The sequence below is a fragment of the Lactobacillus selangorensis genome, assembly GCF_001437205.1.
Taxonomy (GTDB): Bacteria; Bacillota; Bacilli; order Lactobacillales; family Lactobacillaceae; genus Paralactobacillus; species Paralactobacillus selangorensis.
Map to the genome: position 1 here is coordinate 81,061 of NZ_JQAZ01000004.1, position 26,267 is coordinate 107,327.

Annotated in this window: 30 protein-coding genes; 5 read left to right on the forward strand and 25 right to left on the reverse strand. The window is 45.4% G+C overall.

Annotation, left to right across the window (positions count from 1 at the left end; genetic code table 11):
- Positions 1 to 443 precede the first annotated feature (443 nt).
- Positions 444 to 629 carry a hypothetical protein gene (locus tag IV40_RS06400; RefSeq protein WP_057769648.1) on the forward strand — a complete coding sequence of 62 codons (186 nt, stop codon included), beginning with the start codon at positions 444 to 446 and terminating at the stop codon, positions 627 to 629.
- Between the two features lie 34 nt (positions 630 to 663).
- Here IV40_RS06400 and IV40_RS06405 read toward each other — a convergent pair whose 3' ends face one another.
- On the reverse strand, positions 664 to 1,026 hold the full coding sequence (locus IV40_RS06405; protein ID WP_057769649.1) for a hypothetical protein: 363 nt from the start codon (positions 1,024 to 1,026) through the stop codon (positions 664 to 666).
- A 90-nt stretch (positions 1,027 to 1,116) separates the two neighbouring features.
- On the opposite strand from IV40_RS06405, the gene IV40_RS06410 reads away from it, so the two are divergent.
- From IV40_RS06410 to IV40_RS10740, 4 genes are read left to right on the forward strand one after another with little or no spacing between them, the layout of a single operon-like run.
- The gene (locus IV40_RS06410; protein ID WP_057769650.1) at positions 1,117 to 2,316 is read left to right on the forward strand and encodes an SNF2-related protein; all 1,200 of its coding nucleotides are present in this window, start codon (positions 1,117 to 1,119) and stop codon (positions 2,314 to 2,316) included.
- Positions 2,316 to 3,614 carry a DUF3440 domain-containing protein gene (locus IV40_RS06415; protein ID WP_057769651.1) on the forward strand — a complete coding sequence of 433 codons (1,299 nt, stop codon included), beginning with the start codon at positions 2,316 to 2,318 and terminating at the stop codon, positions 3,612 to 3,614. Before IV40_RS06410 ends, IV40_RS06415 begins: the two co-directional genes overlap by 1 nt.
- 9 nt (positions 3,615 to 3,623) lie before the next feature.
- The gene (locus tag IV40_RS06420; protein WP_057769653.1) at positions 3,624 to 4,133 is read left to right on the forward strand and encodes an IbrB-like domain-containing protein; all 510 of its coding nucleotides are present in this window, start codon (positions 3,624 to 3,626) and stop codon (positions 4,131 to 4,133) included.
- Entirely contained in the window at positions 4,124 to 4,300 is a 177-nt protein-coding gene (locus IV40_RS10740) for a hypothetical protein (RefSeq protein ID WP_156404251.1), read from the forward strand. Before IV40_RS06420 ends, IV40_RS10740 begins: the two co-directional genes overlap by 10 nt.
- 217 nt (positions 4,301 to 4,517) lie before the next feature.
- Here the strand turns inward: IV40_RS10740 and IV40_RS06425 are convergent, their stop codons facing one another.
- From IV40_RS06425 to IV40_RS06540, 24 genes are all read right to left on the reverse strand, one after another.
- A complete protein-coding gene (locus IV40_RS06425; RefSeq protein ID WP_057769655.1) occupies positions 4,518 to 5,465 on the reverse strand; it encodes a GH25 family lysozyme in 948 nt (315 codons plus the stop codon).
- Positions 5,449 to 5,937: a phage holin family protein gene (locus tag IV40_RS06430; protein WP_057769658.1), complete on the reverse strand. Its 489-nt coding sequence runs from the start codon at positions 5,935 to 5,937 to the stop codon at positions 5,449 to 5,451. Before IV40_RS06430 ends, IV40_RS06425 begins: the two co-directional genes overlap by 17 nt.
- A gap of 40 nt (positions 5,938 to 5,977) precedes the next feature.
- Complete coding sequence (locus IV40_RS06435; protein ID WP_082617816.1) at positions 5,978 to 6,604, reverse strand: SGNH/GDSL hydrolase family protein; 627 nt, start codon at positions 6,602 to 6,604, stop codon at positions 5,978 to 5,980.
- On the reverse strand, positions 6,605 to 7,747 hold the full coding sequence (locus tag IV40_RS06440) for a hypothetical protein (RefSeq protein WP_057769662.1): 1,143 nt from the start codon (positions 7,745 to 7,747) through the stop codon (positions 6,605 to 6,607).
- A gap of 12 nt (positions 7,748 to 7,759) precedes the next feature.
- Positions 7,760 to 9,265 carry a glycerophosphodiester phosphodiesterase family protein gene (locus tag IV40_RS06445; protein ID WP_057769664.1) on the reverse strand — a complete coding sequence of 502 codons (1,506 nt, stop codon included), beginning with the start codon at positions 9,263 to 9,265 and terminating at the stop codon, positions 7,760 to 7,762.
- Positions 9,266 to 9,883 (reverse strand): hypothetical protein, encoded by a 618-nt coding sequence (locus IV40_RS06450; RefSeq protein WP_057769665.1) that lies wholly within the window; start codon positions 9,881 to 9,883, stop codon positions 9,266 to 9,268.
- A gap of 12 nt (positions 9,884 to 9,895) precedes the next feature.
- The gene (locus tag IV40_RS06455; protein WP_057769667.1) at positions 9,896 to 10,372 is read right to left on the reverse strand and encodes a hypothetical protein; all 477 of its coding nucleotides are present in this window, start codon (positions 10,370 to 10,372) and stop codon (positions 9,896 to 9,898) included.
- The gene (locus tag IV40_RS06460; RefSeq protein ID WP_057769670.1) at positions 10,362 to 12,701 is read right to left on the reverse strand and encodes a phage tail protein; all 2,340 of its coding nucleotides are present in this window, start codon (positions 12,699 to 12,701) and stop codon (positions 10,362 to 10,364) included. The genes IV40_RS06455 and IV40_RS06460 overlap by 11 nt, the downstream gene beginning before the upstream one ends.
- Positions 12,698 to 13,465, reverse strand: coding sequence for a hypothetical protein (locus tag IV40_RS06465; protein ID WP_057769672.1), 768 nt, complete (start codon positions 13,463 to 13,465; stop codon positions 12,698 to 12,700). The genes IV40_RS06460 and IV40_RS06465 overlap by 4 nt, the downstream gene beginning before the upstream one ends.
- 1 nt (position 13,466) lies before the next feature.
- The gene (locus tag IV40_RS06470) at positions 13,467 to 16,487 is read right to left on the reverse strand and encodes a phage tail tape measure protein (protein ID WP_057769674.1); all 3,021 of its coding nucleotides are present in this window, start codon (positions 16,485 to 16,487) and stop codon (positions 13,467 to 13,469) included.
- A complete protein-coding gene (locus IV40_RS06475; protein WP_057769960.1) occupies positions 16,474 to 16,830 on the reverse strand; it encodes a hypothetical protein in 357 nt (118 codons plus the stop codon). Before IV40_RS06475 ends, IV40_RS06470 begins: the two co-directional genes overlap by 14 nt.
- A gap of 92 nt (positions 16,831 to 16,922) precedes the next feature.
- The gene (locus IV40_RS06480; protein WP_057769676.1) at positions 16,923 to 17,255 is read right to left on the reverse strand and encodes a tail assembly chaperone; all 333 of its coding nucleotides are present in this window, start codon (positions 17,253 to 17,255) and stop codon (positions 16,923 to 16,925) included.
- A gap of 64 nt (positions 17,256 to 17,319) precedes the next feature.
- Positions 17,320 to 17,928: a phage tail tube protein gene (locus IV40_RS06485; protein WP_057769678.1), complete on the reverse strand. Its 609-nt coding sequence runs from the start codon at positions 17,926 to 17,928 to the stop codon at positions 17,320 to 17,322.
- A gap of 11 nt (positions 17,929 to 17,939) precedes the next feature.
- Complete coding sequence (locus IV40_RS06490) at positions 17,940 to 18,326, reverse strand: DUF3168 domain-containing protein (RefSeq protein WP_057769681.1); 387 nt, start codon at positions 18,324 to 18,326, stop codon at positions 17,940 to 17,942.
- Positions 18,327 to 18,334: 8 nt separating this feature from the next.
- Positions 18,335 to 18,688 (reverse strand): HK97-gp10 family putative phage morphogenesis protein, encoded by a 354-nt coding sequence (locus IV40_RS06495; RefSeq protein WP_057769683.1) that lies wholly within the window; start codon positions 18,686 to 18,688, stop codon positions 18,335 to 18,337.
- On the reverse strand, positions 18,678 to 18,989 hold the full coding sequence (locus tag IV40_RS06500; protein ID WP_057769685.1) for a hypothetical protein: 312 nt from the start codon (positions 18,987 to 18,989) through the stop codon (positions 18,678 to 18,680). Before IV40_RS06500 ends, IV40_RS06495 begins: the two co-directional genes overlap by 11 nt.
- Positions 18,979 to 19,356 carry a phage head-tail connector protein gene (locus tag IV40_RS06505; RefSeq protein WP_057769687.1) on the reverse strand — a complete coding sequence of 126 codons (378 nt, stop codon included), beginning with the start codon at positions 19,354 to 19,356 and terminating at the stop codon, positions 18,979 to 18,981. Before IV40_RS06505 ends, IV40_RS06500 begins: the two co-directional genes overlap by 11 nt.
- Positions 19,357 to 19,372: 16 nt before the next feature.
- Entirely contained in the window at positions 19,373 to 20,245 is an 873-nt protein-coding gene (locus tag IV40_RS06510) for a N4-gp56 family major capsid protein (protein WP_057769689.1), read from the reverse strand.
- Position 20,246: 1 nt separating this feature from the next.
- Positions 20,247 to 20,882 carry a DUF4355 domain-containing protein gene (locus tag IV40_RS06515; protein ID WP_057769691.1) on the reverse strand — a complete coding sequence of 212 codons (636 nt, stop codon included), beginning with the start codon at positions 20,880 to 20,882 and terminating at the stop codon, positions 20,247 to 20,249.
- 123 nt (positions 20,883 to 21,005) lie between these two features.
- The gene (locus IV40_RS06520; RefSeq protein ID WP_057769693.1) at positions 21,006 to 21,245 is read right to left on the reverse strand and encodes a hypothetical protein; all 240 of its coding nucleotides are present in this window, start codon (positions 21,243 to 21,245) and stop codon (positions 21,006 to 21,008) included.
- A gap of 4 nt (positions 21,246 to 21,249) precedes the next feature.
- Positions 21,250 to 22,977, reverse strand: a complete 1,728-nt coding sequence (locus tag IV40_RS06525) for a minor capsid protein (RefSeq protein ID WP_057769695.1) — start codon at positions 22,975 to 22,977, stop codon at positions 21,250 to 21,252.
- Positions 22,978 to 22,982: 5 nt separating this feature from the next.
- Positions 22,983 to 24,299, reverse strand: a complete 1,317-nt coding sequence (locus IV40_RS06530) for a phage portal protein (RefSeq protein ID WP_082617858.1) — start codon at positions 24,297 to 24,299, stop codon at positions 22,983 to 22,985.
- 84 nt (positions 24,300 to 24,383) lie between these two features.
- Complete coding sequence (locus IV40_RS06535) at positions 24,384 to 25,649, reverse strand: PBSX family phage terminase large subunit (RefSeq protein ID WP_057769700.1); 1,266 nt, start codon at positions 25,647 to 25,649, stop codon at positions 24,384 to 24,386.
- The gene (locus IV40_RS06540; protein WP_057769702.1) at positions 25,633 to 26,076 is read right to left on the reverse strand and encodes a hypothetical protein; all 444 of its coding nucleotides are present in this window, start codon (positions 26,074 to 26,076) and stop codon (positions 25,633 to 25,635) included. The genes IV40_RS06535 and IV40_RS06540 overlap by 17 nt, the downstream gene beginning before the upstream one ends.
- Positions 26,077 to 26,267: the final 191 nt, after the last annotated feature.

The window sequence follows — 26,267 nt, forward strand, 5'->3', positions numbered from 1 at the left end:
TCGTCAGGAAAAGTCAGTTCAGCGGAATGGGCAGCACCTTGAAACACGTTTAAAATCAGAGTGCGACAAGTGATGAACTGGCGTTTGAAATTTAGACGAACTTTGACGCAGAATGTCTAAGCCCTTGAGACATTCAAGGAGAAGTTCACTAAATGAAAACGACAATCACTTGGAGCACGTTTAAAATCAGAGTGCGACAAGTCACTTGAAGTTCACTAAATCCGCTTGGAAAAATTTAACACAAAAAAAAGACGCTTCCCTTCGGAAACGTCCTTTCATAAAAGGCTGAATTACTTCAATGTAGTTGTGACACTTGTTGCGGTTGCAGGTCTGAACCGCCCTTGTACCGTATCTGTACCGTCATCGCGTCAAAAAACGGCTTTTTGGCCAAAAAAGGTGCATTCGGATCCGTTTGCGTAATCACTAATGAAGGGGTGAAAAATATGTATGATTCATTTACAACCGAGTTTAATGGAAGAAGGTGCTTTGTCGAACTCGGCGAAGGCACGCTCATGGTCACGGACTGCGAGAGCGGCGAGTATCTCATGACCATGTTTGACAACCAAGTCGAGGCGGCAGCAGAGTTCTACGACAGGATGTTTGGAGGTGCGGAATGGACGCACTTTTAATAGAAGGAAAATAAAAAAGGGTGATCCGCGAGGGTCACTCTTTTAGTAAGCTCTTATCTACTTTAGCAACCCTTGAGACGTGTACTTTTTTAGGAATATGAAAATGCGATTCTGTATACTCTGCTTTAAGCGGCTTTCCTAAATTAGAAAACATTTCAATTATTACTTCTCCAGATATTTTGCCCTTCTTATGATCGTATGAAGTGTGATAAAACCAGTCCTTACAGATCTCCACTCTTTTCAAATTTGAGTCGATTCTACTTTTCACAAACCATTTAGGCAACCAAAATGACTTCCTGCTATGCGGAACACCAACCAATAGTGCTTTTTCAGTTTCATATTTTATAAATGAAATTGGGAAACATATAGTTTCCCAACGATCTTCGTTTTCTCTCATTTAGTATGCTTCCCTTGCTTTTATATAGCCTCTAGGCTATAATAACATTATAGACGAGACACGTGCAGATGTCAAGAAAGGAACTTTAAAATGAAAGATGAATCCTATACGGAAGGGCAAATATCGGCCGTCAAGAAACTTGAAAGGTTGAAAGTTGGCGCACTTTTCATGCGCCCTGGGACCGGAAAAACAAGAACATCCCTGTGGCTTGTGAATCATACTGATACAGACTTTTGCCTTTTTCTTGTCCCATATCAAACCAAAGAAAACATAAAAAAGGAGATCAAGCATTGGGGACTAAAAACTCCATTTAGAATAGAAGGAATTGAGACACTGTCAAATTCGGACAGAGTTTATTTAGAACTCCGAGAGCTTCTTCAAAAAAGTAAAAAGCCATTTATTGTACTTGATGAATCGCTAAAAATTAAAAATCCATATGCTAAAAGAACACGGCGCGCTCTTGAACTTGGTAAGCTGTCTGAATATCGACTTGTCTTGAACGGTACTCCACTCTCTAAAAATATTCTTGATCTGTGGCTACAAATGGAATTTTTGAGTCATAAAATCTTGAAAATGGACTATAGACAATTTAAAGATACCTTCTGCAAATATACCCAGTTCAGACGTGAATTGGCCTATGGCTACTACAGTAATTGGGCCGAGATCATTGACGGGTACATGAATCTCGACTACTTGTATTCACTGATTGAACCATACGTATATGACTCTGATCTTCAGCTTAATCATGATAAGTCATATCAAACGATAAACTATCAAGTTGTCGAGAACTGGAATAAATATTCGGCGCTACGAGCTACTTTTTTAAACCGAATGAAATATGGAGATACGGAATCTTTTCTAAAGTTGACACAGGCAATGCAGCACTCCTACTGTGATGAGCCGAACAAAATAAGGGAACTTTTCGGAATCGTAAACGATAAAACCATCGTATTTACGAAATTTATTCGTTCGAAGGAAGCCGTAGAGCAGGCTTTTCCGCATACGAAAGTACTCACATACGGCAAAGGCAGTCTTGGCCTAAACTTGCAGAACTATAACCGTATAGTCTTCTTCGATAAGACCTTTGACTATGCTCAACGTGATCAGGCAGAGCATCGCATTTACCGCATGGGTCAAAAGGACGATGTCACCTATTATGATCTTACGGGTGATGTGAACTTGGAAAAAACAATGGATAGTAACATTGAGAGAAAGCAATCTCTCCTGTCCATGTTCAAGGAGATTATCCAAACAGATGACGGAAATTATAAGTGGGGGCAATTAGTATAATGACCAAGAAATATTTAGATATAGACGTTGACCAAGCAGCGGAAAATCGTTTGAAATATGTGTTCGATCACTTCGGCAACGTTTTAGTCGCCTTCTCGGGTGGTAAAGATAGCGGCCTGCTGCTAAACAAGGCCTATGACTATGCTAAAAAACATGGATTTCTTGATAAATTTGGTTTTTATTTTCTCGATTATGAGGTTCAATATCAGGCCACCATTGAGTATGCTCAAAAGGAGTTTAACGAAAAAAATGACGTAAAGCGTTTCTGGCTATGTCTGCCCAATAGCGTCCCTACAGCTACGTCAATGAGTCAAGGTCTTTGGATTCCATGGGAAAAGTCGAAGCGAAGTATCTGGGTTAGACAAATGCCGACTGCCGAATATGTCATCAACGAGAATAATGTTCCTTGGAACTATGAGGCCGGTACTCGCGATTATAAGGTCCAAACTGATTTCACAAAATGGTTTGCCCGTAAACACGGTGAAACCGCCGTTTTAATTGGAATTCGTGCTGACGAAAGCCTTGACCGTTACAGAGCAATCAAATCAAAGAACAAAGTGAATTCCTATCACGATAAAAATTACATCACAATGATTTCAAATCAGGTCTATAATGCATATCCTATTTATGACTGGCAAGTAAATGATATTTGGGTCGCCAATGCTAAATACGCATATTCGTACAACCATATTTATGACCTTTACTACAAAGCCGGAATTCCAATCAACAAAATGCGGGTTGCCTCTCCCTTCCTATCAGAGGGACTTGATTCTCTAAAGTATTATCAGGTCATCGAGCCTGATACATGGGCAAAAATGTTGGGGCGTGTAAACGGCGTCAACTTCGCTGGAATCTATGGCGGTACAACCGCAATGGGGTGGAAGTCCTTGCAACTTCCAAAGGGAATGTCGTGGGAATCATACCTTAAATTTCTACTAAATTCTTTGCCAAAGACCACACGTGAAAATTATGAAAACATTTTTAAAACATCATTGGAATTTTGGCAAAGAAAAGGTGGCGTTTTAGATGATGAAACCATTAACGAACTTAAGGATGCTGGTATTGCAATAGAAGTCGGCGAAAAAACAAATTATCATACGTTGAAAAAGCCGGTCCGCTTTGAAACCTACCCTGATGATACGCCGGTTAAAAACTTTAAGGCCGTTCCGAGCTATAAACGCATGTGCATTACTATCATGAAAAACGATCACACAGCTAAGTACATGGGATTTGCACAGACAAAGGCGCAAGTAGAAAAACGAAAAAAAGCAATTGCAAAGTACAAAAACCTTATTTAGGAGGAAGTCATGAAAAAATATACATCTCCGGCTTATAACGTTCGTCCTGTCCCAATTGAAAAAATCCAAGCCAATGCATACAACCCAAATCATGTTGCACCGCCCGAAATGAAGCTTCTATATGAGTCGATTAAAGATGATGGTTATACAATGCCTATCGTATGCTACTATTTGAAGGATGATGATAAGTATGAAATTGTCGATGGCTATCATCGCTATACCACAATGCTTAATCACAAGGACATTTATGATCGCGAAGGCGGGGTTTTACCCGTTACAGTTATTGACAAACCTATCGAAGATCGTATTGCATCAACAATTCGCCATAACAGGGCGCGCGGAACGCATGATATTGACTTGATGGTAAATATTGTCAAAGAGCTTAAAGATTCCGGCATGAGCGATGCGTGGATCATGAAAAATATTGGCATGGACGCTGATGAACTGCTAAGATTAAAACAAGTCAGTGGACTGGCTTCACTATTTGAAGATGGGGAGTTTAGCAACGCATGGCAATGACAGAAGCTCAAAAACGTGCTCAGAAAAAATATAAGGAAAAGACAAAGGGTAAACAGCGATATTGGAATCTAAAAAGTTCGGCTAAAGGCTTTATAAAAATTGCTACCAAAGATGATCTAAATGACATTTTAAAAATGGTCAAGGAAAAGCTAAGATCATTCGAATAATATCAGCACGCAAAAGAAGAGCAGCCGCATTGGTAACTCTTCTTTTTTAGCGCACAAAAAAAGCCCGCCCAAAGGCGAGCCGCCCCGCTAACGCGGGGAATACCCTGATTTACAGGATTTGACCCTAATTATCAAAGGATCACCCCCGCTTACGCGGGGAATATTTAATAATGTAATTATAATCCGTTCAGAAGCAAATGTGAAGTGAATCTTTTGATTATGAGAATGTGCCCCATGAGCTAGTACGCTTTCCCCCAGAGCTTTCGCCAGATGCAAGGTAGCCGTAACCGTCGCTTCTAGGCTGGCGTAACCAAACATATCCGTCATGGTGTGAGAACGCATCATACTTAATGGAAGCGCCGGATTGAAGTGTACCGATTAGCTTAGATGAAATCTTGGCGCCCCACCGCAAATTGATTGGCTGATTCAGCTTGAAGCTTCCGCTTTCGTTATACCAGCGGTCGCCGAGCGAATCGGTAAAGCCGGTAAGCTTTGAAACGGGGGTATCAGGCTTAGAAGGTGTGCTTGGTTGAACTGGTGTAGATCCGCCGTTTTTCTTTGCATACTTATCCCATGCGCTTTCGTCCCCATAGAATACGTCGAAATCTAATGGGCCGTCCCAGCCGCCTAACCGGCCAGAGCTCGTGTACTGGAACATTGCGGCTGACTTCCAATATTTGAGAGCCCCATACAGATCACGCGGTGCATAGCCGTAAACTGGGTTGTAGTTGTTGTACTGTGCGATCCATAAACCGTAGTTAGCACCAGCTACCGTTGACCAATCATAAGCGTTCTCATCACTCAACCCGAGATAAATCAGCGGACGGACACCAGTTTTAGCGGACACATAGTCTAGCCACGTTTTAGCCCATGTCGCACCATTCTTGACCGCTGGGGCTTCATAATCAAGCACCAGAATCGCCTTCCCGATCCAGCCTTGAACTGCTGAAATGAAATAATCAGCTTCTTGCTTTGAATCTCCACCGGAAGCGAAATGATAAAGACCAATTCGCTTGCCACCAGCTAACGCACCGTTAATTTGCCCAGCACAAGCAGGATTGACGTAATTCGTTCCTTCTGTGGCTTTTGAAATTACGAAATCGGCAGAGATTTTGGCGGTCATCATTCCAGCCTGATATGAAGCAACATCAATTCCGTTCATCATTTTTGCCCTCCTTCTTAATATCGTCTACCTTCTTATTTAAAGAACTTAATTCCTGATGCGTTTTGGATTGGTCGTTCTGGTCGGCCGCTTCCTTCAACTTCTCGACGTTATCAGTAATGAAGCTAGGAATTGGAAGCCCCATGACACCAAGATTTTCCACAATTGAAAGTGTGTACTGTGCGGCATAAAAGATCACTAGCGCAGATCCCACAGCATCGAACTGGATCGCATCTAGGAACGGGTAGACTGTTACCACGATCATCAAGATTGAAACGTGCTTGAACAATCCTTTAAGACCGACACTTGAATCCAGCTTCGTTCGCGCGTTAGGAAACACCGACTTGAACGTGCCAGTGCAAATGTCGATGATCCAAGCCCACGCGAACCAAAGTACGATTGGCTGGTCAACCATTGCGCGAAAACTATTCCAAAGTAAAAGCCACAGGTGATCCTGCGGCGGTAAATTCATCATTTAAAACACTCCTTTTTTCGTCTCATTTTGCTCGCCCCGATCAATTGCTTTCGATAAAGCCGTTGATCTTTTCAGCTAGCCACTTCTGACCTGCGTCGTTTGGGTGAAGATTATCCACAAGCCACACAGTGCGGTTTCCTCTGAAAACCCCCCAATCCTTATACAAGTTGAGCACGGGTAGATGATACTTAGCACCTAGATCCTCAATCGCCTTGGTGTAGTCCCCAAAGGTCGCACCGGCGCCGTTTACATAAGTGTCGATATCTTTATTTATACTCGTTTGATCGCTCTCGTCGACGATCCGCCAATTCGGAGTGACTAAATAGATCTTCAGCTTTGGATTGCTTGCCAGCGCTGACTTAATGACGCCTTCGTATGCGCCATAGAAGGTATCGCCAGTTGTGTCGCCTAGCTTGCCAAGAGGCTTATTTTGATGGAAATCGTTGTGCCCGCCAAAGATAACTAATTTTTCAGTTTTTGAAAAATCATCATCGGACACACGGTCGTAGAAGCCCTTGCCGTCACTCGAGTGGACTACGGTCGAGCCAGTGACCGCATCAGCTTGATACGGAATTTGGTTTTGCAGAAAAATCTGGTTTGGATACCGGCATACCGCAGGATTGCTTGTCTTATATCCGGCGGTGATACTATCGCCAAGATAAAAGATTCAACTCGCATCAGCAATCTTGCTTGTAGGAATTTGAAGTGAAACATATTTGCCGGTTTTGAAGGTGCGGTCTTGGTGGACTAAGAGCTTAGCTAGTGTCGTCTGAAAGCCTAGCGCGCCGTTATCCGTGACGCGTGAGCCCACCTCGATGTTATAGAAGGCCAGCTTGCCCTTATCGGAGTCAGAGAGCGCCATTTCAGTATCGGACTCTAAGAAGAAGTACTGCTTATTTTTGCCAGTGTGGTCTGGCTTCAAAGTGAGCAAACGTCCGATTTTGCTCGTGACAGAGCCATCGTAATCGACTAAGTAGTACATAAGCCGTACTGGCATGTAGTTTGTGGACTCATACTCGATGTATCCGCCAAAGGCGTGAATCGCTGTGGACGGGATATGCTGAAGCGCGATGCCTTTGAAATCCGAAGCATGGGGCACATCTTCGCCGTCTTTGTTGATGTAGATCGTAAGACCCGCGTCAGTCAGCGAGAAGCCGGTCTGCTTCTTAGAAAGCAGATCATAGGTAGCTTGATAATTTTCGCTTGAGTTACTTTCAGAAAACGCTTGATTATCAAAGAGCACGCGTTCGATGTCACCACCGGAGAGCAAACCAGCGTCATATGAATCATACGTAGCCATCGCGTTCTGCGAGTCCACCGTGATAGCGATGTTTTCAACTACGGCTTCAGAGTTAGTAGCCAAGTCCTTAGGATCTGATCTGAAATTCAGCCAAACTTCTGGAAGGAACCCGTTGACAAGCGCAGGTGTCATGACCGCGCTGATGACGAATTGGGCCTTGACATGCGTTCTAGCTTCTGTGAAAGAAAGTGAAATTGGATGTACCTGGAGAATCGTACTGTCAGTCTTCTGTGAAAAGTAGCTCACATCAAGCTTAGAGCTGCCAGAGATCTGTGTGATATCGGCGTCAATCGTCACTTTGTCCCCGATCATAAGGTTATTGATGCTTGGCTCCAGATAAGGCCCACCGGTTTGACCGGCTGAAGCCTTCATCTGGAACCACGAAGCTTGCGGGTCAGGGGCATAGATTCCCCGTGACACCATGCTGTCATAGACGGCCTTATCTGGTGTCATCAAGCCCTTTTGCGTTTTAAAACTGTTGAGCGGAATAATTGGCATTGTATACTTCATCTTTGTACCTCCTTAGGCTTGACCGACTTGCATCGGCATCAAGGTGTTATCAGTTTCGATCATACGCACACCCTTCGCGATACAGTCTGCGTAGGCGTCTGTGGTGTTTACAGACCAAATGTAGAGCGGAATTCCGCTGGCTTGTGCCTTGGCGAAATCTTGGCCACCATTGGCCGTCATCTGCGCGTATGACATCGTGATCATGGCGTTAGTGTACGATGAGGCTTCTGCGATATACGCGTCCATGGAGCCCCACGCGGCCCAGCTAAGCGTGACCTCAGGGTAGAGCGCATTGATCTTAGTGCGCGCCTTATCGTCAGACACAGAGAAGAGCGTCTGCCCTAGCATTTTCTGCTTTTTGACCGCATTGACCATGAGCCGGATAATGTCTTCGTCTTGCCAATTTACCTTGTTGCCGTCGAGGTTGACCCCCATACCCCACTTCTTGCAAGTTTCTAGGAGCTCATCAAGGGTCGGAATCCGAATTGTGTTGTACGACTTCTTTCCAGCATAGTCCACATCGACCTTCATCGACTTGAGCTGGGCCAAAGTGAAATCGGCCACGTTGCCGGTACCGTCGGTCATACGATCGACGGTATCATCGTGCATGATGACGATTTGACTATCAGAGGTCACACGCGGATCGCACTCGATCATACCGTAGCCATAGCGGCCCGCATGGTCGGCGGCCATGACGGTGTTTTCAGCCGCGTCCACATAAGACCCGCGGTGGGCGCAGAGAGTCTTCTCTCCGCGATAAAACCACGAGGTAGACCGTGTAAGCCCTACGGTACCGGCAATTGGATTGATTGCGGCATTGATTGTAGCGGCCAAGCCGTCTTTTAAATCGTTGAACTGGGAAACCGTGATAATGTTCCCAGATTTTATTTGGTCTTGAATTCCTTCAAGCTGAATTTTCAACGAATCAAATGTGTTCTGAACCGTAGCATAATTCCCGTTTAAATTCGTGATGACATCTGCAATTTGCTGTTTCCACTGTGTGATATAGCCTTGAACCGTTGAATCGGCATTCTTATAGATCTCCTCAAGCTTGTCAAAGAGATCTTCAAACGGGGTAATGTAATCTGCGGGAATCAATCCACTAATAACTTTATCAGCCATGACTTCCATTGAAAACTCAAGGGTAGCAACGTTCAAGCCGTCACGATAAAGGCGGAAAAAGATTTGCTTATATGATCCAGCAAGCGCAAATGCTGAAGCCGGAAAATCAAAACGGAATTGACCGGATTGTGCATCTAAGATCACGCCATGCTTGGCATCAATAATTCGGTGTACTCCGTCTGGCATAAGCCCTTCTAGCACAGGATTACAACCCGTTAGGTCAAACGGAGAGCCGTCCCCATGAACTACGTTTACTTGCACTTGACGCATTTGATTCTCATACTGCCGCGCCTGAACCCATGAGTATTGTGAATCGCTAAAATCAATATCAAATTTCTGCTGGTCATCGACCAAGTTCCGCCGGTCAAGGTCAACGTTAAAAGTTAAAAGTTCCATTTATGAGATCACCCCTTTGTTTTTCAAAACCTCATTTACAACAGTTTCAATCGTTCCACGGTCGGTTCCCAAGATGATTCGAGTGAGCCGGTCGTTAATATCTTTATCAAGCTTGTTTACTTGTTCTTGTGTCTCTTGTGCGATTGCTAAAGCGTTCTGCGCCGTTGATTCAGTGTTATCAAGAACCATTGTCCGGTTATCTCCAGCAACGGTAAAAGTAATCTTAGCCGCGGTATATCGCTGGCCCGTTTGCTCGTTTATCAGCCCGAAATAGCCTTCAAAGATCCCAACGTTGGGAAAGAACTCATCGGGTAAACGCAGAACAGCAAGGCCACCTTCTTGAAGGTCGCTTGTCTTGCCGATCCACGATGTGGCGGTGGAATTATCTTCATTTAAGTGCCCTTCATCGTCAGGAACGCCTGACCGACCTTCAGCAAATGGACGAAATCCTTCGGTGTTCGTTACGCCGATTTGATTTTTTTCGTATCTGATTGGAAGTGGTAAATTGCTGTCCCCCTTCCGAACGTTGAAATAGTCCGAAATATCTCTTACTTGGTAACTCGGCTTATATAGATCCATAGGAATCACGCGGCCACGATATTTTGAAACATCTTCCATTTTTATACCTCCTTATTTAATCGACCCGTCGTTATACTCATCTCCGCCGGACATACTTGGTTTGATTAGATTGCCGCTTGAATCGAAATCAACCGCATACCCGACTGACCGGAGAAATCCGGTCAATGCACGGATCATTTGGTCTTGAAGCTCAATATCTTTCGCATTCTGCAAAATATTTCTTTCAGCGGCTTCAACGTTCTCTTCTGCCTGCTTGGCCTGATCCATAGCTGCATTGGCCGCGTTCATCGCATCGGTGGCCATTTGCTGACCTTTCAAGGCTTCTTGCTTTGCATCAGCCGAGAGGTTCTCTGCCATTTCTTGTGCCTTCAGTGCTTCAGATAGTGCCTGACTTTGAAGCTCCGCAATCTGGGCCATAACTTCACGCACATCTTTCCCATACATTTTGTGCCGCATCGCTTCCGCAAGCTCTTCGGGAGTGTGCGTACCGTCAGGGAACGGGGTTGGATCATCATAACTAACTGCCATTGCTTTCACTCCCTTTCTTTTCAAGTGCCGTTAAACGATCTTCGATGCTGGAGAACGAATTGTCATAGCCCTTGACGTCATCTTCAATTGTGGAAAGACGTTTTTCGGTGTCCTTCCCACTATCGAGAATTCCTTCAACGTCCTTGTACATCTGCGGGACGTCAACGCCGCCGACTGCCTGCCTGATTGATTCAATAATTGCATCTGTATCAGCAGACCCGTTTCTAATTGAGGAGACCGTCCCAGCAACCGTTGCAATCGTATTTTTTAGTTTCCCGACCTCGCTAAGTGCGGCTTCGGTTTCGTTCTGGTAGTCAGTCAGCCGAGGTGTTTTATCACCGATCGTGAGCACAGATTTTTGCGGCGCCAATAGATCAATTTTTTTCGATACCACGGTCAACAATTGTTCAGAAGCCACATACGGATTGATGAACATGTAGCGGTCGTACACCTTAAACCAGTCAAATTCAGGCAATTCGATTGCTGAAACAGTCCACGAATTTGTCGAAGCCTTTTGGTTCTTGATCCAAGTTTGAGCCGCGGCCATAAGTGCGGTTGGGTCTTTAATATCGTCAAACGTGACGAACCCGTTTATGACTCCGAACTCTTTTTGAAAGTCTGGAATGTCGATGTAGTCTTTACCACCGTTCACATCGGCGACTGTTGTCTTTGGACGTGGCCCGGAGTTATCAGCAGAGCTTGACGAACTCCCAGAACCACTAGAACCACTGGAATATCCAGACTTAATCGTTGCTTGTGGATCAATCCAGCAGCCAGCATCACTGAATGAGTTTGCTACCGCGGTGTTGAAATCAATTTTCGTGATTCCAACATGTAGGTGGTCAGTAGTTCTAATGCCGACCACATCGCCAGTGGAAACCTTTTGGCCCTCGGATACATATATATCCCCCATAGATCCAAACGCTTCCTGATAGACGACACTAAGTCCGTCCCCAGACTTCACAACGAAATAATAATTTAGCCCTCCCATGTAACCCTTCTGGATCACAGTTCCACCATGGATTGCATGAACCTGACTTCCGGGGTGGTCAACGGAGCCAAAATCCAGGCCGTCATGGTAGCCGTTCGGACGGAACTCTCCTCCGGCATGAACACCGAATAACTGGCCACCTGTGAAACTGCCTTCCCCAACATCTGGGAAAGGCCAGCCCCACGAACCGCCAGTTCCGGGCTTATAAATGTTGATATTTAGCGGGCCAGTAAATCGCTTAGATCCAGTCGGGCCCCAGCCACCTGGTGCTGAAATGTCACTCAACCAATTAGAATCGTTAAACATCGCCAAGAGTTGATCCCAGCCCTTGTTGATATTCGTATACGGAGAAATCGCCCAGAAGTCAAAGGTCGGCTGAATGTACTGCAATAACCCTGTTGAGGGCGTTCCAGCCGCCGCATTTGAATCCCAATTATTTGTGACGGACTCACTCCCACCGGATTCTTGGTTGATTCGGTTGATAATCGTTTGCAGTGCGGAATCGCTCAATTCGGTGTTCGTAACCTGCGCAGCAAACTTAATAACCTTGCTCCAGCCGCTGGAATCAGCTTCCGTTGGCCCAGATAAATCTGTCCCCGATGAACCACCAGAATCCTTATCGATATCAACATCGACTTCGGCACCTAATGGGATCAGCCGCGTAATGACCTTTGAAGGATCAATCGCAACACTAGCCGACTTCAAGTTTCGTGAAATCGCAATAGGAGTATCGGTCTTGTGGTCAGTTCCGGGGTTCTGGAGGTAATCGAGATAGTTTTTCCCGTCTTTAAACTCCGTGATGATATAACCCCCGATTGAATCGGTCAGAAGGTTCTTGATCACGTCCGCGGTGGTCGCATAATCGACCTGACGAGAAGCATCATCTTTTGAATTAGTTACATCGCAATTCCGCAAAACAAACTTCTTGTAATCAGGGACTTGTGCGTTGTGCTCATCAAGGACTTGCTGGAGAAACTGTTTTGGAGTCGCATTCTTAACTGTGATAAATCGCTGAACGCTGTCAATTAGGTACGATTGAATATCTTCAAAGACATACGTTTGGAGAAACTGCCCCGAATCCTTCATTTCTTTTGTCGGCTTTAAAGCGCGACCTCGGAAAATCAGGTAACCTTCGTCATAGACTTCAACATGAGTTTGCATCGGTTTTACATTGTTAAAAAGAGGGTTATCTTGATTGACAGTTAGGCTTAGATCATTGACTTCTGATTCTTTCAGCGTGAGCGTTCCAGCCGAAACAGACTTGCCGACCAACGGGTTATGAATCGTATATCCATTCCGCGTGTCGGGCTGGTCATAAGCGATAATCGTATATTTCAAAGGAGCTCCTCCCTTCTAAACTTGAACGCGATTGTCCCGTTTCCGGTAAGCGAAATTTTGTTGAGCCCCACCTTCAGCACAATTGATGATTTATCAGTCGCGCCGGAATCCAAGTCCATAGAACCGAAGTCGCCCTTGATTGTTACCGAACCAGTAACATCAAATGTACATTCGATCGGACGCGATCCGATGTTTTGTAAATCGACTTCTTGAGCGGCTCCAGTCGCGATTGAATAGCTCACTTTTTGCCAGATCCAGTGATTAAAGTACACATCGTCCCAGACATCAGCACCTTCATCGTGGTCGGTAAAAGCGAACGGGTAACAGTCGAAAACAACCGAAACCGTGAGCGTGTTGTTATCCGAGCTATCGGTTACGCTAACGCTCTTACACTTCCCGACCCAGTAGTGGACTGGCTCATGAGTATCGACCAAAGCCTGATTGCCGAGTGGCATAAGCTGGCGCTTAATGTCCTGTTCCAGCCCTTTTCGGGTTTGGTAGGGTTCGGCCAGCTTCAGCATTGAAAATGTGATCTCGCGGTTTTGGAAAAAACGTTCTCCGTTCAGGGTCGAAAAATCCCGCACACCTTGCATGTACGGGATAGTTTCAACGATTTCGTATTCGTCAGGAGTTGGGGCACTCCGATCGTTCAAATAAAGCCCATATTGGCGGCTATCAAAGCCACCGAAAACGAATCCTTCGCGAATGGTTTCTTCTGGTTCAGGTTGATAAGTTGGTTGTAAATCTCTGAATTCATATCTCATACTAGCGCCCCCAACGTTTCGCCATATTGGCATTGTTTCCTAGAACCTGATCATAGCTTGAAGCCGTGTGACCTACCCACGCCCCAGAATCGAGAACAATATCGCTGTTCTTGTTGACGAGCTGACGGAGTAAAGAATTGGTTTCATCGGCTTGTGGTGAAGCAACCGAGAGAGATCCATTAACGCTTGAGCTTACTTGGTTTTGGAGCGAAGCATTTGCACCAGCAATTTGGCTAGCAAACGCCCGTGTATCCATGGTTGGAGTAGGAATTTGAACAGCGGCAGAACTAGCCAAAGCAGATACAGACTGATTGACGGCCCCAGCACTCTTGTCGATCCCTTTTGCCATACCGAGTGGAATATACTTCCCGACTTCGTTCTTAAATACACGCGAAGGCGAATGAATGCCCAGCGCCTTCTTAACAGCATTTACCGCGCCTTTGGCAACACGAGCGGCCGTCTTGACTACACTACTTGCCGCATCAGCGATACCTTTTACAAATCCAGCAATCATATCGCCACCAGCACTAATTAAATCGTTGACGTGGCCCTTGATTCCTTCAAGAACCGCACTGCCGTTCTTAGAACCTCCGCCCCGTGACCGGCTCATACCGTTAATAATTCCGGTTACGAAATTGTTGATTAAATCCCCGCCAGAAGTGAGGGCTTTCCCGATCATATAGCCGACCCCTTCAACAAAGGACATCACAGCCTTATAACCCTGATCCACGATATTTGGGATAGCAGCAACTAACCCGTTGATAAAGCTACCGATTAGATTTACAGCAGCATCAATAATTTGCCCCAGATTTGAAGCAATCCCGTTGATAAAGGACACGATTACATCAACAGCCGCAGTGATGACTTGCGGAATCCCTTGTGCTAACCCTTCGAGGAAATTAACAATCAAAGTTACACCAGCAGTGATAATTTGAGGTAATCCGGTAGCCAGCCCGTTAATAAATGCAACGATTAAAGCCACAGCCGAAGCCATAATTTGTGGAAGCCCTACTGTAATCCCGTTTAAGAACGCAACAATAAGCTGCACAGTAGCGGTCATAATCTGTGGAAGTGCAACCGTAATGCCTTGGATAAAGGACACAATAATCTGGGTTCCTAGTGTAATCATTTGCGGAAGATAAGTGAGAACCGTTTGACCAACAGACACTAGCATCTGCATAAATGATGTAGCTACCTGTGGTGTTGCAGCCACAAGCGTTGTCACGAATCCAGTGATCATTGAAGCTAAGCCAACACCGATAGCGGTCAGCGTTGGGACAATCATTTTGGCGTTAGATCCAAGCAGAACGAACGCCTTTGTAAGTGTCATAATCCCTTGCGATGCTTGGTTTACACCGACACCAGCTAGTGCAATTGCCGCGCCAAACATCAACGCTCCAGCGCCAGCAGACAACATCGTTGCGCTTAATCCAATCATTCCGGGAAGCGCCGTATCTAATCGAGAGCCGAGCAAAGCAAACACGCCAGCCAATACCGCGATTGAAGCGGTCATAGCGGCCAAAGCCACCAGCCCCTTCGTTCCGGTAGAAGCCAGCTTTGCAACGCCCATAGCGAAAAGGGCAAGCCCAGCCGCCGCGATACCGATACCAGCACCGATACCGAGAGCCTTGACCCCCATTGCGGCGATTTGACCAGCAGACGCAGTGCTTGCTTTGCCAGCCGCACCAGTCCCGTTTCTAAACGCAGATAGGGCCTTTGTCGGAGCGCTGAATGCCGAGATTAGTTTTCCAAGCGCCGTTGAAAGAAGCCCAAAGCCAATTAGAGCAATCGCGATAATCGGACTAAGCGCGATCAGTTTCTTTGTGAACGAAGCCATAGGCGATTTAGAGGTTGTCAACCACGTTGCAAAATCTCCCAAAGCATTAGCAACAGCCTTGATTTGAGGTGCGAGAGATCCAATTGAAGTTTTGATTAAAGCATCAAAAGCATCTTTCATTTGGCCGATAGACTGACCAACGTTCTTAGTCATGTTAGAAGAATTATCAGATAAATATTTGTTCGCCCTTGCATAGGTTTTCGCGCCTTTATCAATCGAAGCGCCGAACTCGTCCCAGCTACCTTTATTTTTCTTAGTCTTTTTGTACGTGGCGTCCATTAACGGGAGCATAGCTTTCGCACCAGCAGTCCCGAACATCGTATTCAAGGCCGCGAGTTTTTCAGATTTGCTCATACCGTCCGTAGCTTTAGCCACATCGGTAATAATCGACTTCAACGGTTTCATATTTCCGCTGGCATCGGTGAAACTTAGACCAAGTTTGGTCATAACTCCTCTGGCACTATCGGTCGGTTTATACATATGTGTAAAGGCATTGTTTAAATCCTGTGAAGCCTGTGCGGCTGGAATACCAGCATTTGTCATGATCCCGGCTGAAATGCCGACATCTTTCAGAGAATAGCCCATGGTTTTGGCGGTAGAACCAACGTTGGCAAAGACCTGTCCCATGTCGCCGATAGTCGCGTTAGACTTGTTAGCAACAATAGCCAAGGTCGCAGAATCCTTTGCGGCGTTCTTTGATCCACTCCCCCAAATGTTCATCGCTTGTTGTACGGTTGTTGCAGTATTTGAAAGGTCTTCTCCAGCAACAGCCGCGGCCTTTGAGATTGCCGGAAATTCGGTTTTAAGGTCTTTGATGTTGGCCCCGTTACGAGCCATTTCAACCATAGCGTTCCCAGCATCTTCTGATGAGATAGGCAAGGTCTTGCCAAGCGAGAGCGCTTCTTTTTCGAGATCCTTCATGTTCCCAGCCAAAGCCTTGTTACTTGAGCCACCAATAACGGCCGCCTTGTTAATGGACTCATCGAAGTCACCGAAACTTTTGATTGCAGCCATTGTCCCAGCTCCAACAGCAAGCCCCATGGTGGTGCTGACCTTCCCAACACTTTGCAACGCAGAGCCGGTCTTCTGACCGAAGGTTTGCACGGTTGAGTTAGCCTTTCCAAACACAGAGCTGAAGCCAGCATCAACGGCAGATAGAACCGCTTGGACGCTATAACTTTCCATTTTTCGCCCTCCTCTCTTTAAGCGGAACAATCTTCCCCGCATTTTTTAGTGCCTTAAATTCACGTATTCGTTTCTGGAATATTTCTGCTTCGTGCTCTTTTTTGTTTGTTGTCGAGATATGACTTGTAACATAATCAGATTCAAACGCAGATCTAATTTCATCATCGTAGGCTTGCCGGTCGTAGAACTCGGAGAAAGTCCGAAACTTCGGCTTAGGCTTTTTTCTACCGGTAGTAGCCTGTACGCTTTGGTTAAACCACGCTTGTAACGCCAGATTTTCACGCATGGTAGACTGTTGAAGCTGGTAGGCTTCAATACGCAAGGTATACTCGACAACGGTCATACGCTCGATTTGGAGCATATCTGCAATACCTAGGTAGGCAAGGCAATTCAGAACAATTTCGCGGTACGTTTGTTCTGAACTCGGTAGCCGACCTAGGCTGTTGCGTTTTTTAACGCGACCTTAATCGCATTTGCACTGTTCATTTGCTTCTGAACGTCGTCGAACAGCTTTTCAAGGTTAGTGCAACGGTCGATATAGTCATCAACTTCGTCATGAGAAACACGTGGGTCGTTAGTGATCGTAGCCGCATAAATCACATCGGAAAGGACTGCGGGGTCATACGCCTTCAACGCCGGAATGGACTTTGTGAGCCCCATACCAAACGCAACCCCATTGGCAGTAACGCCAGAGGTCTTATCTAGTTCACGAACGAATTTGACACCGAAATGAAGCTCTTGCTTTTCTTTATCAATTGTAATTTGCATGTTTTGTTCTCCTTTTCATAAAAAGACCCAGCAAGCCGCGAGGCTCACTGGGCCAAAGTTCTGCTTATTTTTTAAGCAACGTGGCTTGTTTATTAGGATCAACCGGTGTTACGTTTGTGCCAGCATCGGAATCAGTCCAAGCATCGCCACCGCCGTTTGCATCGGAATCAGTAACCGCACCCAAGCCGCGGAACACATAATCAATGGTTTCTTGTGCGGAATCGGGGAGATCCAGCCACCCACGTTTGGGTTTGCCGTTCACAGCGAAAGTCACATCACGGGTTGAGTTATCGTCCGGGTCATTGTCGTTTGAATCTTCAGATACGGTACAGCGCAGATACCACGCAAAGTATTTTCCTTCCGCATTCTGGCGCTTCCGATAAACGATCCAGCCTTCTAAGACTTCTCCATCAAACAGCGAATCGTACATCGCATCAGCAATCGCAGAAGTGTTGTTCGTGAACTCAACTTCAAAATCAGTTTCGACAGCAGAGCTTGTAGTGACCATACCGTCCTTAGTCGGATTAGTATCTGAATCGCGTTGTGGATCAAAAGAAAGGGACGTTTGCCACGGCATAAGTTCCCCTTCCTTTAAAGACGCATCTTTTAATTTACGAAAAAAAGCAAGGGTATCAATCCCTTGCAGATATGCCAGCTCATTTGAATCTGCCATTTTATTACCTCCTAAATAAGTTTCATTTCAACATCGAGAATCCCGTGGAATAAAAAAGAGCCAGTCGAAGTGTCCCCGATAATTCGTGGGGAACTCGCTTGGTTCCTAATCGCCCACTGGTAGCTCGTAGTTGTGTCTAACTTCCGCGCGGCCTGTAATAAGCTGTTCAACATCTTAGAAACGGTCTGCCGCTGTTTCTGATTGCCCCATACATCAATTGTTACGGACACGTTAGCTGCGATAGCCGTTTTATTTGGATCCTGAACAATTTGGGTATCGCTCACCACCACGAATGGATATGGAATATCGTCCATTTCTAAGTGGTCGTAAGTGCTATATCCCAGATCAAGGGAAGCTTTGTAGAAAAAATCAAATAATTCTTGGTCGGGTGTCTTCATATCACACCTCACTTCATCAACTTTTTAAGGTCGTTCGCAAACTGAATCTTCTGAATCATAAAAGCGGGCTTTAAGGCTGGCTGTGCGGACATAAACCGCGTCCCAACTTCAAGATATGGAGAGTAGGGAGTGCCCATTCCAACGAAGCCGCCTAAACCGTCCGTATCTTGAACAATCGCAATAGACTGGCGGGTTTTCCCGCGGGTGTAAGGCCCCTTGTAGAAGGCATTCTTCTTGGCGGAATCTTGAAGTTCAGCAAGGTTTAGCTGAACAATTCTTTTCACATCGTCCATTTGAATGTTCTTCTTTAGCTTGCTTTGAAGCTGTTTAATTCCTTTGACCCTAACCACGCTATTCGCCATTGTCTTCGCCTACAATCATCGTATGATTTTTCAGAGGATCACGTCCCGTGAGCTGCTTATAGTGTTTGGACGAATCACCAATGGTTAAATACGTCCAATCATCGGGCGCATCTTCAAATGTGCGCACAACTTTCGAGCGCTGTTTGTAATCGCCTAACAGCTCGTTTGATGTCGTAGTCCCCATATCAGTGACATTAGCTCCAAGGATGGCTAACAGGTCTGTGCCGTCCACGTACTCCCCAGAATCGGGGTCATAGTGTGAACCGTCTTCCCAGAACTTAACAATCGAATCAAACCGCATCGTTTTTGCCCCTTCCAATGAAAGCGACAGATCCTAACGTTTTTCGCTTGTTTTGATTATCCAGCCACTGGTCGATGTCGCCTAGAAAGTCATCGAAATCAGAATCCTTGAAGGTAATCGCTTCGCCTTCTTGCTCATAAGATTTCATACCCTCGTTTTTTAGCCGATTAAATCGAGATACAGTCACTTCAACGACAATGAATGCCAATTCATCTGGAATGGAATCAGCAGCACCCTTGAGCTTTAGAAGCAGTCTTGCAGAGGTGTTACGAATAATCAGCTCTAACCGGCCTTGTTGCTTCTCGAAAGAATCGTCAGACAAGCCAAGCATGGTTTTGACGTCCGTTAAATAATCAGTTTCGGCCACCTAAGCCACCTCCTGACTATTTTTTAACAGCGACTTTTGTAGCCTTAATTGGAGCAGATGCTGTTCCAGCTCCAGCACCAATAGTGATGTTGACAACCTTCGTTTCATCATAGAGATATGAAGCGAAATGTTCATCGGCAGTGATGATTGTTTCCTTCTTAATGATGTCGCGAGCAGTTTCAACCTGTACGGCGCGCTTCATGACTAACTTCAGCGCTGGGTGGTTAGATACGATCTTAAACAGCAACCCTTCCGTGTCAGCCAACTTGCGGGAACGAACGATTTCAACGCCAAGAATGTTGGCATAAGTCCCAGAGATCAGCGCGTTAGCACCAACATCAGAGCCAGCCTTAATGGAGTTAGCGTCCTTGCGGAGCAATGCGGCAGTCTTTGGAGAAACGATCAGAACGTAAGTCTGTGCATCTTCATCGTTGAACATATCCAACGCGGACTGCAAGCCGTCAACAGTGGCCGGTGCAGTAATCTTTTGAGTCGTAGTCTTCGCGGCATCAAGTAAGTCGTCATCAACCTTGTTGGCAATAGATAAGCCTAATTGACGACTTGATTCGCCCTTAGGATCTCCATAGCCGGACAATACGGCTTCGTCAGTAATTTCAGTCCCTTTACCGGCCTTCTTAATCGTTACGGACTTAGTGCTTGTACCGATTTTATCCAAAGGAATTGGTTCGCCTTCAGGAACATCAACCGCATCTCCAATGTAGGTGTAAGCCGGGAACGTGATCGTGTCGCCGGGCTTCCCCTGCAAGTTGGTATCAACGCTTGCTAACGGTGTAAACCGTAATGCCTTTTGCAACTCATATTGAGTAATCGGAGCCAATACTTCTGGGTCGATTAAATCTGCTAATTTTGTAGGTGCTGTGTCTGCCATGTTAAAAACCTCCAGTTAGTTTTTTGAATAAATCAGGATTTGTTTGTTGGATCTTGGTGCGTTCGTCATAGCTCATCGAATCAAAGTCAGATTGAGTAACGCCGGTCATCTTTGAACCAGTTTCGCGTGGTGTTGTCCCACGCATGAACTCCTTCTTCACATCGGAACGAATCCGGTCAGCAAACGCGATCATTTGCTCAACGTTCTTTTGAGTGCTTTCGGCTTCGGAAGTCGTGACGAGCTGTAAATCCTCATCGGTAGCATTGATTCCCTTTTCGGACAACATCTTTCGCGCCGTGTCGGTCATCTGATACTTGGCGAGGGTGGCTTTAGCTTCTTCAACTTCACTCTTGAGTTTTTCGTTCTCATAATCGCGCTTCTGATCAGCGTTCATCTTTTGAAGTTTCTTGGACTCGTTCAGGGCTTCTTGAGCTTTCTTTTGCTCACGAGCCACGCTGTCGGCTACAATTCGATCAAGTTCTTCTTGAGTAAAGGTCTTTCCGCCTTCCGACTTAGAGCCTTCATTTTCAGAACCTTCGCTTTGTCCTTCTGTTTCGTTAGATCCCTCTGTCTGTCCTTCCGCGGAGTTGGGATCAGAACCGGAATCTTTGGCGAAATACTGTAAGTGCATTTTCATGTGTGAATCCTCCTCGGTTTAAAGCCTTGGTGGGCTATATCTCTTGCGGCTTTTAACGACATCGGCATGGTGTGGTCGAATTTTGGGTACAAAAAAAGCACCTAGCTTAACTGCTAAGTGCAATCAATAAATTGAGTGCAAATCATCTTTTGGCTGAACATCTTCAAACGGAACATCGGTCGCAATAGCCTTGTTGACATCGCGTTCCATTGCTTCAAGCCCAGATTTAAATTCATTTGGATAGCTTGAAATGTTAAACGGATCCCACCAGACAACGGAATCTGGAATCTCTTTTTTGAAATGCTCCTTATACTTTTCATTGAGTTCGAGTGACTTTTTAATCATGCTGTCAATTCCGGTCATAAGATTACCCCTTTAATAATATGGCTAAGATCAAATGCAAATAATCAGGATCATCTGTAATCATAGCCATTTCACGTTTATAGCCAGTATCCCGTTTTACTTGGCCCCACTCCGGCTGGAATACGCTTTCTAATCCCACGCTTAGAACCTCGGTTGCGTTTCTATACTCCTTGCCAATATATGGGCTTATGAAATCGTCCTTTTTGGTAACTTCCTCGGGACTGTAACCATAGCCAATGAATATATCCCTTAACCGGCTAGGCTTTTCTCCCTTTGTTCGACTAGCGACAAAATCCTTATTGATTCTAACGAGATTAGGATTGAAATACTCCACCAAATGGCCCAGCTCATGGAATGCAGTCGTTTTCCGAACGCCGTTTGCATAAATACTAATTCCTTGGCCTTCTTGCGCACCTCTCAAATAATAACGGCCGGAGCTGTCACATAATGCTCCGCTAAAGAACCCACGCTTTGTTTTCCCAGCAAAGAACTTTTTGCCGTTATCAACAACATAATCGCTCCATTGCTTTGGATAATAAGAGAACGCATCTTGAATCTGACTTTTTATCGCCTTGTTAGACCGCTTCCACCAATTTTCATTAGGAATGTGTCCCCCAACAGGTCTGAATTTGGAGATTGCACCGCTAATATAATCCTTATCGCCAATTCGCTTAGAGATCCCATACTTATCATCAAACATCTTGCCTAGCTTCATCATATCAGCCGGGCTGGCCTTACTCAAATCTAAACGATCAAACATTTTTTGAAGGCCATCGCTTCCAGAATCATCAATGCTTTCACGGGGGTCTTCAGAGCCTAACTTCTCATCAATGTCTTTCATGACCTTATCGCGATCCATATAAGCGGCCTTCGTGCAACGGCAGTTCGGGTGTACAGGAATCAAAGGAACATCTTCGAGATCATAAATGCCTTCGTTATCCTCGGCGATATTCCGACAGGTCTTACATGCAGAAGGCTCAGCAATCCAATGAACCTGTTTGTAGCCGTACTTCTTAAACGAATCCATTTGAGCTTGGTCTTGGATTCTAGCTGTTTCAGTGCGAGCAAGCCGTTCAGCAACGAACTTGCGAGCGTCCATAGCCTTCTGGATCTTCCTTGTAAGCTCTTGAATCCCTTGCCCTTGGATCATATCTTGAGTGAGAATATTATCCAGCAAGCCTTTGAGCTCGTCTTGATTAGCCCAAAGCCTGTCAGACCAACGAGCACCGTTAAAAGAACCATTCACAACCTCGGCCATTCTGTCATTAGACACACCAACTTGGTTTTCGCCTAAGATCCCAGCTTGACGTTTAATCTCGGCCTTATAGCTCCGGTTAAACTTATCCTTGAACGCTTTCTGCTCCGAGCTGGTCATATCGGTAAGGCTCAGCCCTATCCGGGCTTTAAGCTGTTCAGCACGGTTGATTCGCATCGTGGCGTTATACAGCTTTAGACGCTCATTTGCTTCGTCTGAAAAGTCCTTGTCCTTAACCATTTGAGCGGCACGCTTTGAGAAACCTTTTACATCGGCAGAAGCCACTCGCTTACGCGCTTCAGCAATCGAGATACCTTCACGCCCAGCATAGTTGGCATAGTACCGGTTAATGTCGTCCTCAATTCCCTTCATCGCCGCACGGTAATGTTCGTTGATCTGTTGGTCAAACTCCGCATCGGATTTGATATTTTGAGCGATCCACGCTTCTTCTCGCTTCTTCCAGTAATCATCGGGCATTCAAATCACTTCACTTCTTCTGGCTTGTTCAGGTCATCGGTGTAATCCAGCTTAGACTTCGTAGCGTTTTGCATAGTCGCGACCTGTTCTTTCTGCATTCGTTTGATTTCAGCTTTAGGATCATCAACAATTGATAAACCTTTGAGCTGTGTTTCCTTCGATACAATCCCTTCAAGGGTCGCCGCCGTAGTGGCTTCATCTGCCATGTTGATTGGCAAATTGCGGTTAAACTGAAACAGCAAATCCTTTACCTTGTCAGACGAATCTCCCTTTAGAACTGTGCCAGCGCCGAAAATGACCTCAAACATCTTTCGCAAGGATTCCGTAAACTTTCGTTCCTTGTTCGAAGCAAGGTTCTTCATTGGCAACAGCTTGTACTGTAAGGCCACACCGCTTGAGTTGCCAGAGAATGCCACATCGTTTAAGTTCGCGACCATAGAGATCTGGTAGCTTAAATCAGTAAGTCGGTCGATTAAATGTTCTTGGATAACGTCTCCGTCAGGTTTAGTCAGGAAATCAACATCGGCATCTTTGGAATCAATATCCTTGGAATAGATCAACTGGTTGTCGCTTAAATTTACGATTGGGTTCCCGTCTTCGTCTTCTGGAAGCTCTAATCCGAGCATCTTCAAATACGCATTATCGAAGTACTCGCTCTGATTGGCCTTCTGGCTCAAAGCCTTATCCAGCCCGTTAATCAGGGTCTTAACGTTGTCAAAGATTGATTGCCTATCTTCGTTGTCGTAGAACTCAACAGCGGGAACGGCCTTAAACGGATTGACTTTCTCATCAACATAATGGGCATTATCATCAAAGGCGCTGTAACTATTTGCATAATAGACGGATCCGCTTAACTCATGGTCTGACGTGTAAGAATAGCGAACAAACGCAATAGGGTTATGAACAACCGTGTCATCATAGACCATGAAGGTGTTGCGAGCATCGCTGAACGCAACCCGTGTCTGGCTCTCTTCGTCTTGATAAGCGAATAAGAAAGACCTCCCATAGATGTCGGAAAGCCTTGCCACTTCGCTTAGCTTATCCACAAATGAAGTTTGGTTAAGCCAATCTTGAAGCTGTTCGTTTGCACTTGTATCATCAAACCCGATTTTTGGTGGAACACCTATAAAATAGCCGTTAAACGTTTCTACAATGTAATGGGCAAGATTAGCCACGATCCGATTGTCGGGCCTTCCAATAGTTTTATTGGCCTGATGAAGTATATCGTGGTCGCCAACGTAAAGTTTGTAGTCGTCATCAAATTCAGGCTTGATTGTGCCGTCATAATATTCGATGAAGTCTTTTAGATCTTGGGTGGTCATCTCCTCGCCAACGGGGAACGTGAACACGTTAGAATTGCTTACCATTCCAGAGCCAACTTTTGTATCTGCGATAAAAAACACCTCCTAGAAGTAATAATTTTTGAATGTATTGGCACGCGGGTTAGCTGAGCCATTAAGAGGTTCGAGTGCGTAACGCGTAGCATCAATCCCATGATTGTATGAATCGACAGGCGTGTTAGTGTACTCCCCTGTCTGCTTATCCTTGATATACGTGTAGTTTTCCAGCTCTTCGATAATCTTCACGCACCGATCATCAACGATGATTTCGAACTGTTGCATGAACGAGATCCCCTGAATAATCGAATCAGGGCCTTTCTTGGCGGCCTTAATTCTACGAATCCCGTCACGCTTGATTTCAGCAATAGACTTTTGCTCGGCAGCATCGGCAGTGATGACTTCCTTCGAGTAACCCATGCTCTTAATCGCATGTGCTATGGAATCGTTCAGCATTCCCTTCCGGCACATCTCTTCGATGAAATATAGCTTCTTTTTCTTCATGTCGACTTTGACCCTTACAAAGAATGTAGGATCATTTGTATAACCGAAATCCAAGCCGAAGTAATCTGGAAGTTCCTTCAACTCGTCAGAATGCGGATCCAACCGCCGCTTCTCAAACGTAGGGAAAACCAGCTTGTCTAGTGTTGCAAACTCTCCCAGCGCATAGATACGATAATAAGCGGGGTTAGTTCGCTCCAGGTCCATAATGTGTTGCTTCACAGCATCATCGAGGAACCGGTTGTTCAGGAACGTTGACTGGATAACTTTCGTACCGGCCGGAGCCGCACCTTCGAAGAACTCTTTGTAAACCCAGTTCAATTTTGAAACGGGGTTAAACATCAGAAAAATCTGACGTTTCTTCTGCTTCTTTTCACGTAAACGAAGAACGAGTTGAGTGTAATCATCAAGGATAAAGTCGGTAGCTTCCTCCATGACAACATCGGAGATCCCTTTAATTGACTTAATCTTTTCGGAATCATCAAGCCCTTTAAAGATAAACAATGCCCCATTCGGGAGCACGATTTCATAGCTTGAATTATTCACTTTGCAAAAGGGCAATAACCCCAGATCAGCGAGCCCGTCCTTGACGTCTTGAAAGATAGACAGCTTAACGGCCGCACCAACTTTGCGGAGCCAAAGTACCTTGCGTGGAATCTCCCAGCTTTGGCAACATTTGATAATGACCTTTTGAATCACACCATGCGACTTTCCACTGGAAGCTCCACCATAATAAACTTCTGTGAAATTATCGTAATCAAAAAGGCGACTGTAAAAGTCGTCATTGAACACTTGTTTGGGGTCTTTAATCGCAATGTTAATTGCTATCGTCATCGCCCCCAATTTGAATGTTAATATCCGTACTCCGACCGCCCTCAAGAATCTTAGCCTTGTATTCGGCCATTTGAGCTTCGGCCAGTGTCCTTTTAGTTTCAGCTTGTAATCTCTTGACGTTAGCCTTGTTCATTTCAGCACGTTCTTCATGCTCGATATACCACTGTGACGTCTTTGAATCGCCGCCAAATATCTTCATTGCGATAGCCATTTTTGCGCGACCTTTTAGCCCCTTTTTCCAGCGTGCTTTTTTACTAACGAAATCTGGATTTGCTTTCTGATAACGATACAAAGACATGGTAGTTATATCCGCGAAATTACAAGCTTCCACATCGGTGCAGTTGCTTCGATACGCCGTTTCTAATTTCGACAGCACTTCTGGTGTGATTGTGGACGGACGGCCAGCAGATTTTTTACTCTTAACCATTACATATCACCACACATCCTTCCCATTTCTGGTCAAATTTATTTAGATGGGACACTGGGGACATAAATTGCTGTTTTACCGGCATTTGTATTACGTCTACTGGTGTCCCGTGCCTTCTTTCGTTTCAGCCACTTTTCTAGTCTTGCGTCGGCTCTGGCCCATTCTGCCGTTTCATAGCCGTACTTCGTGTG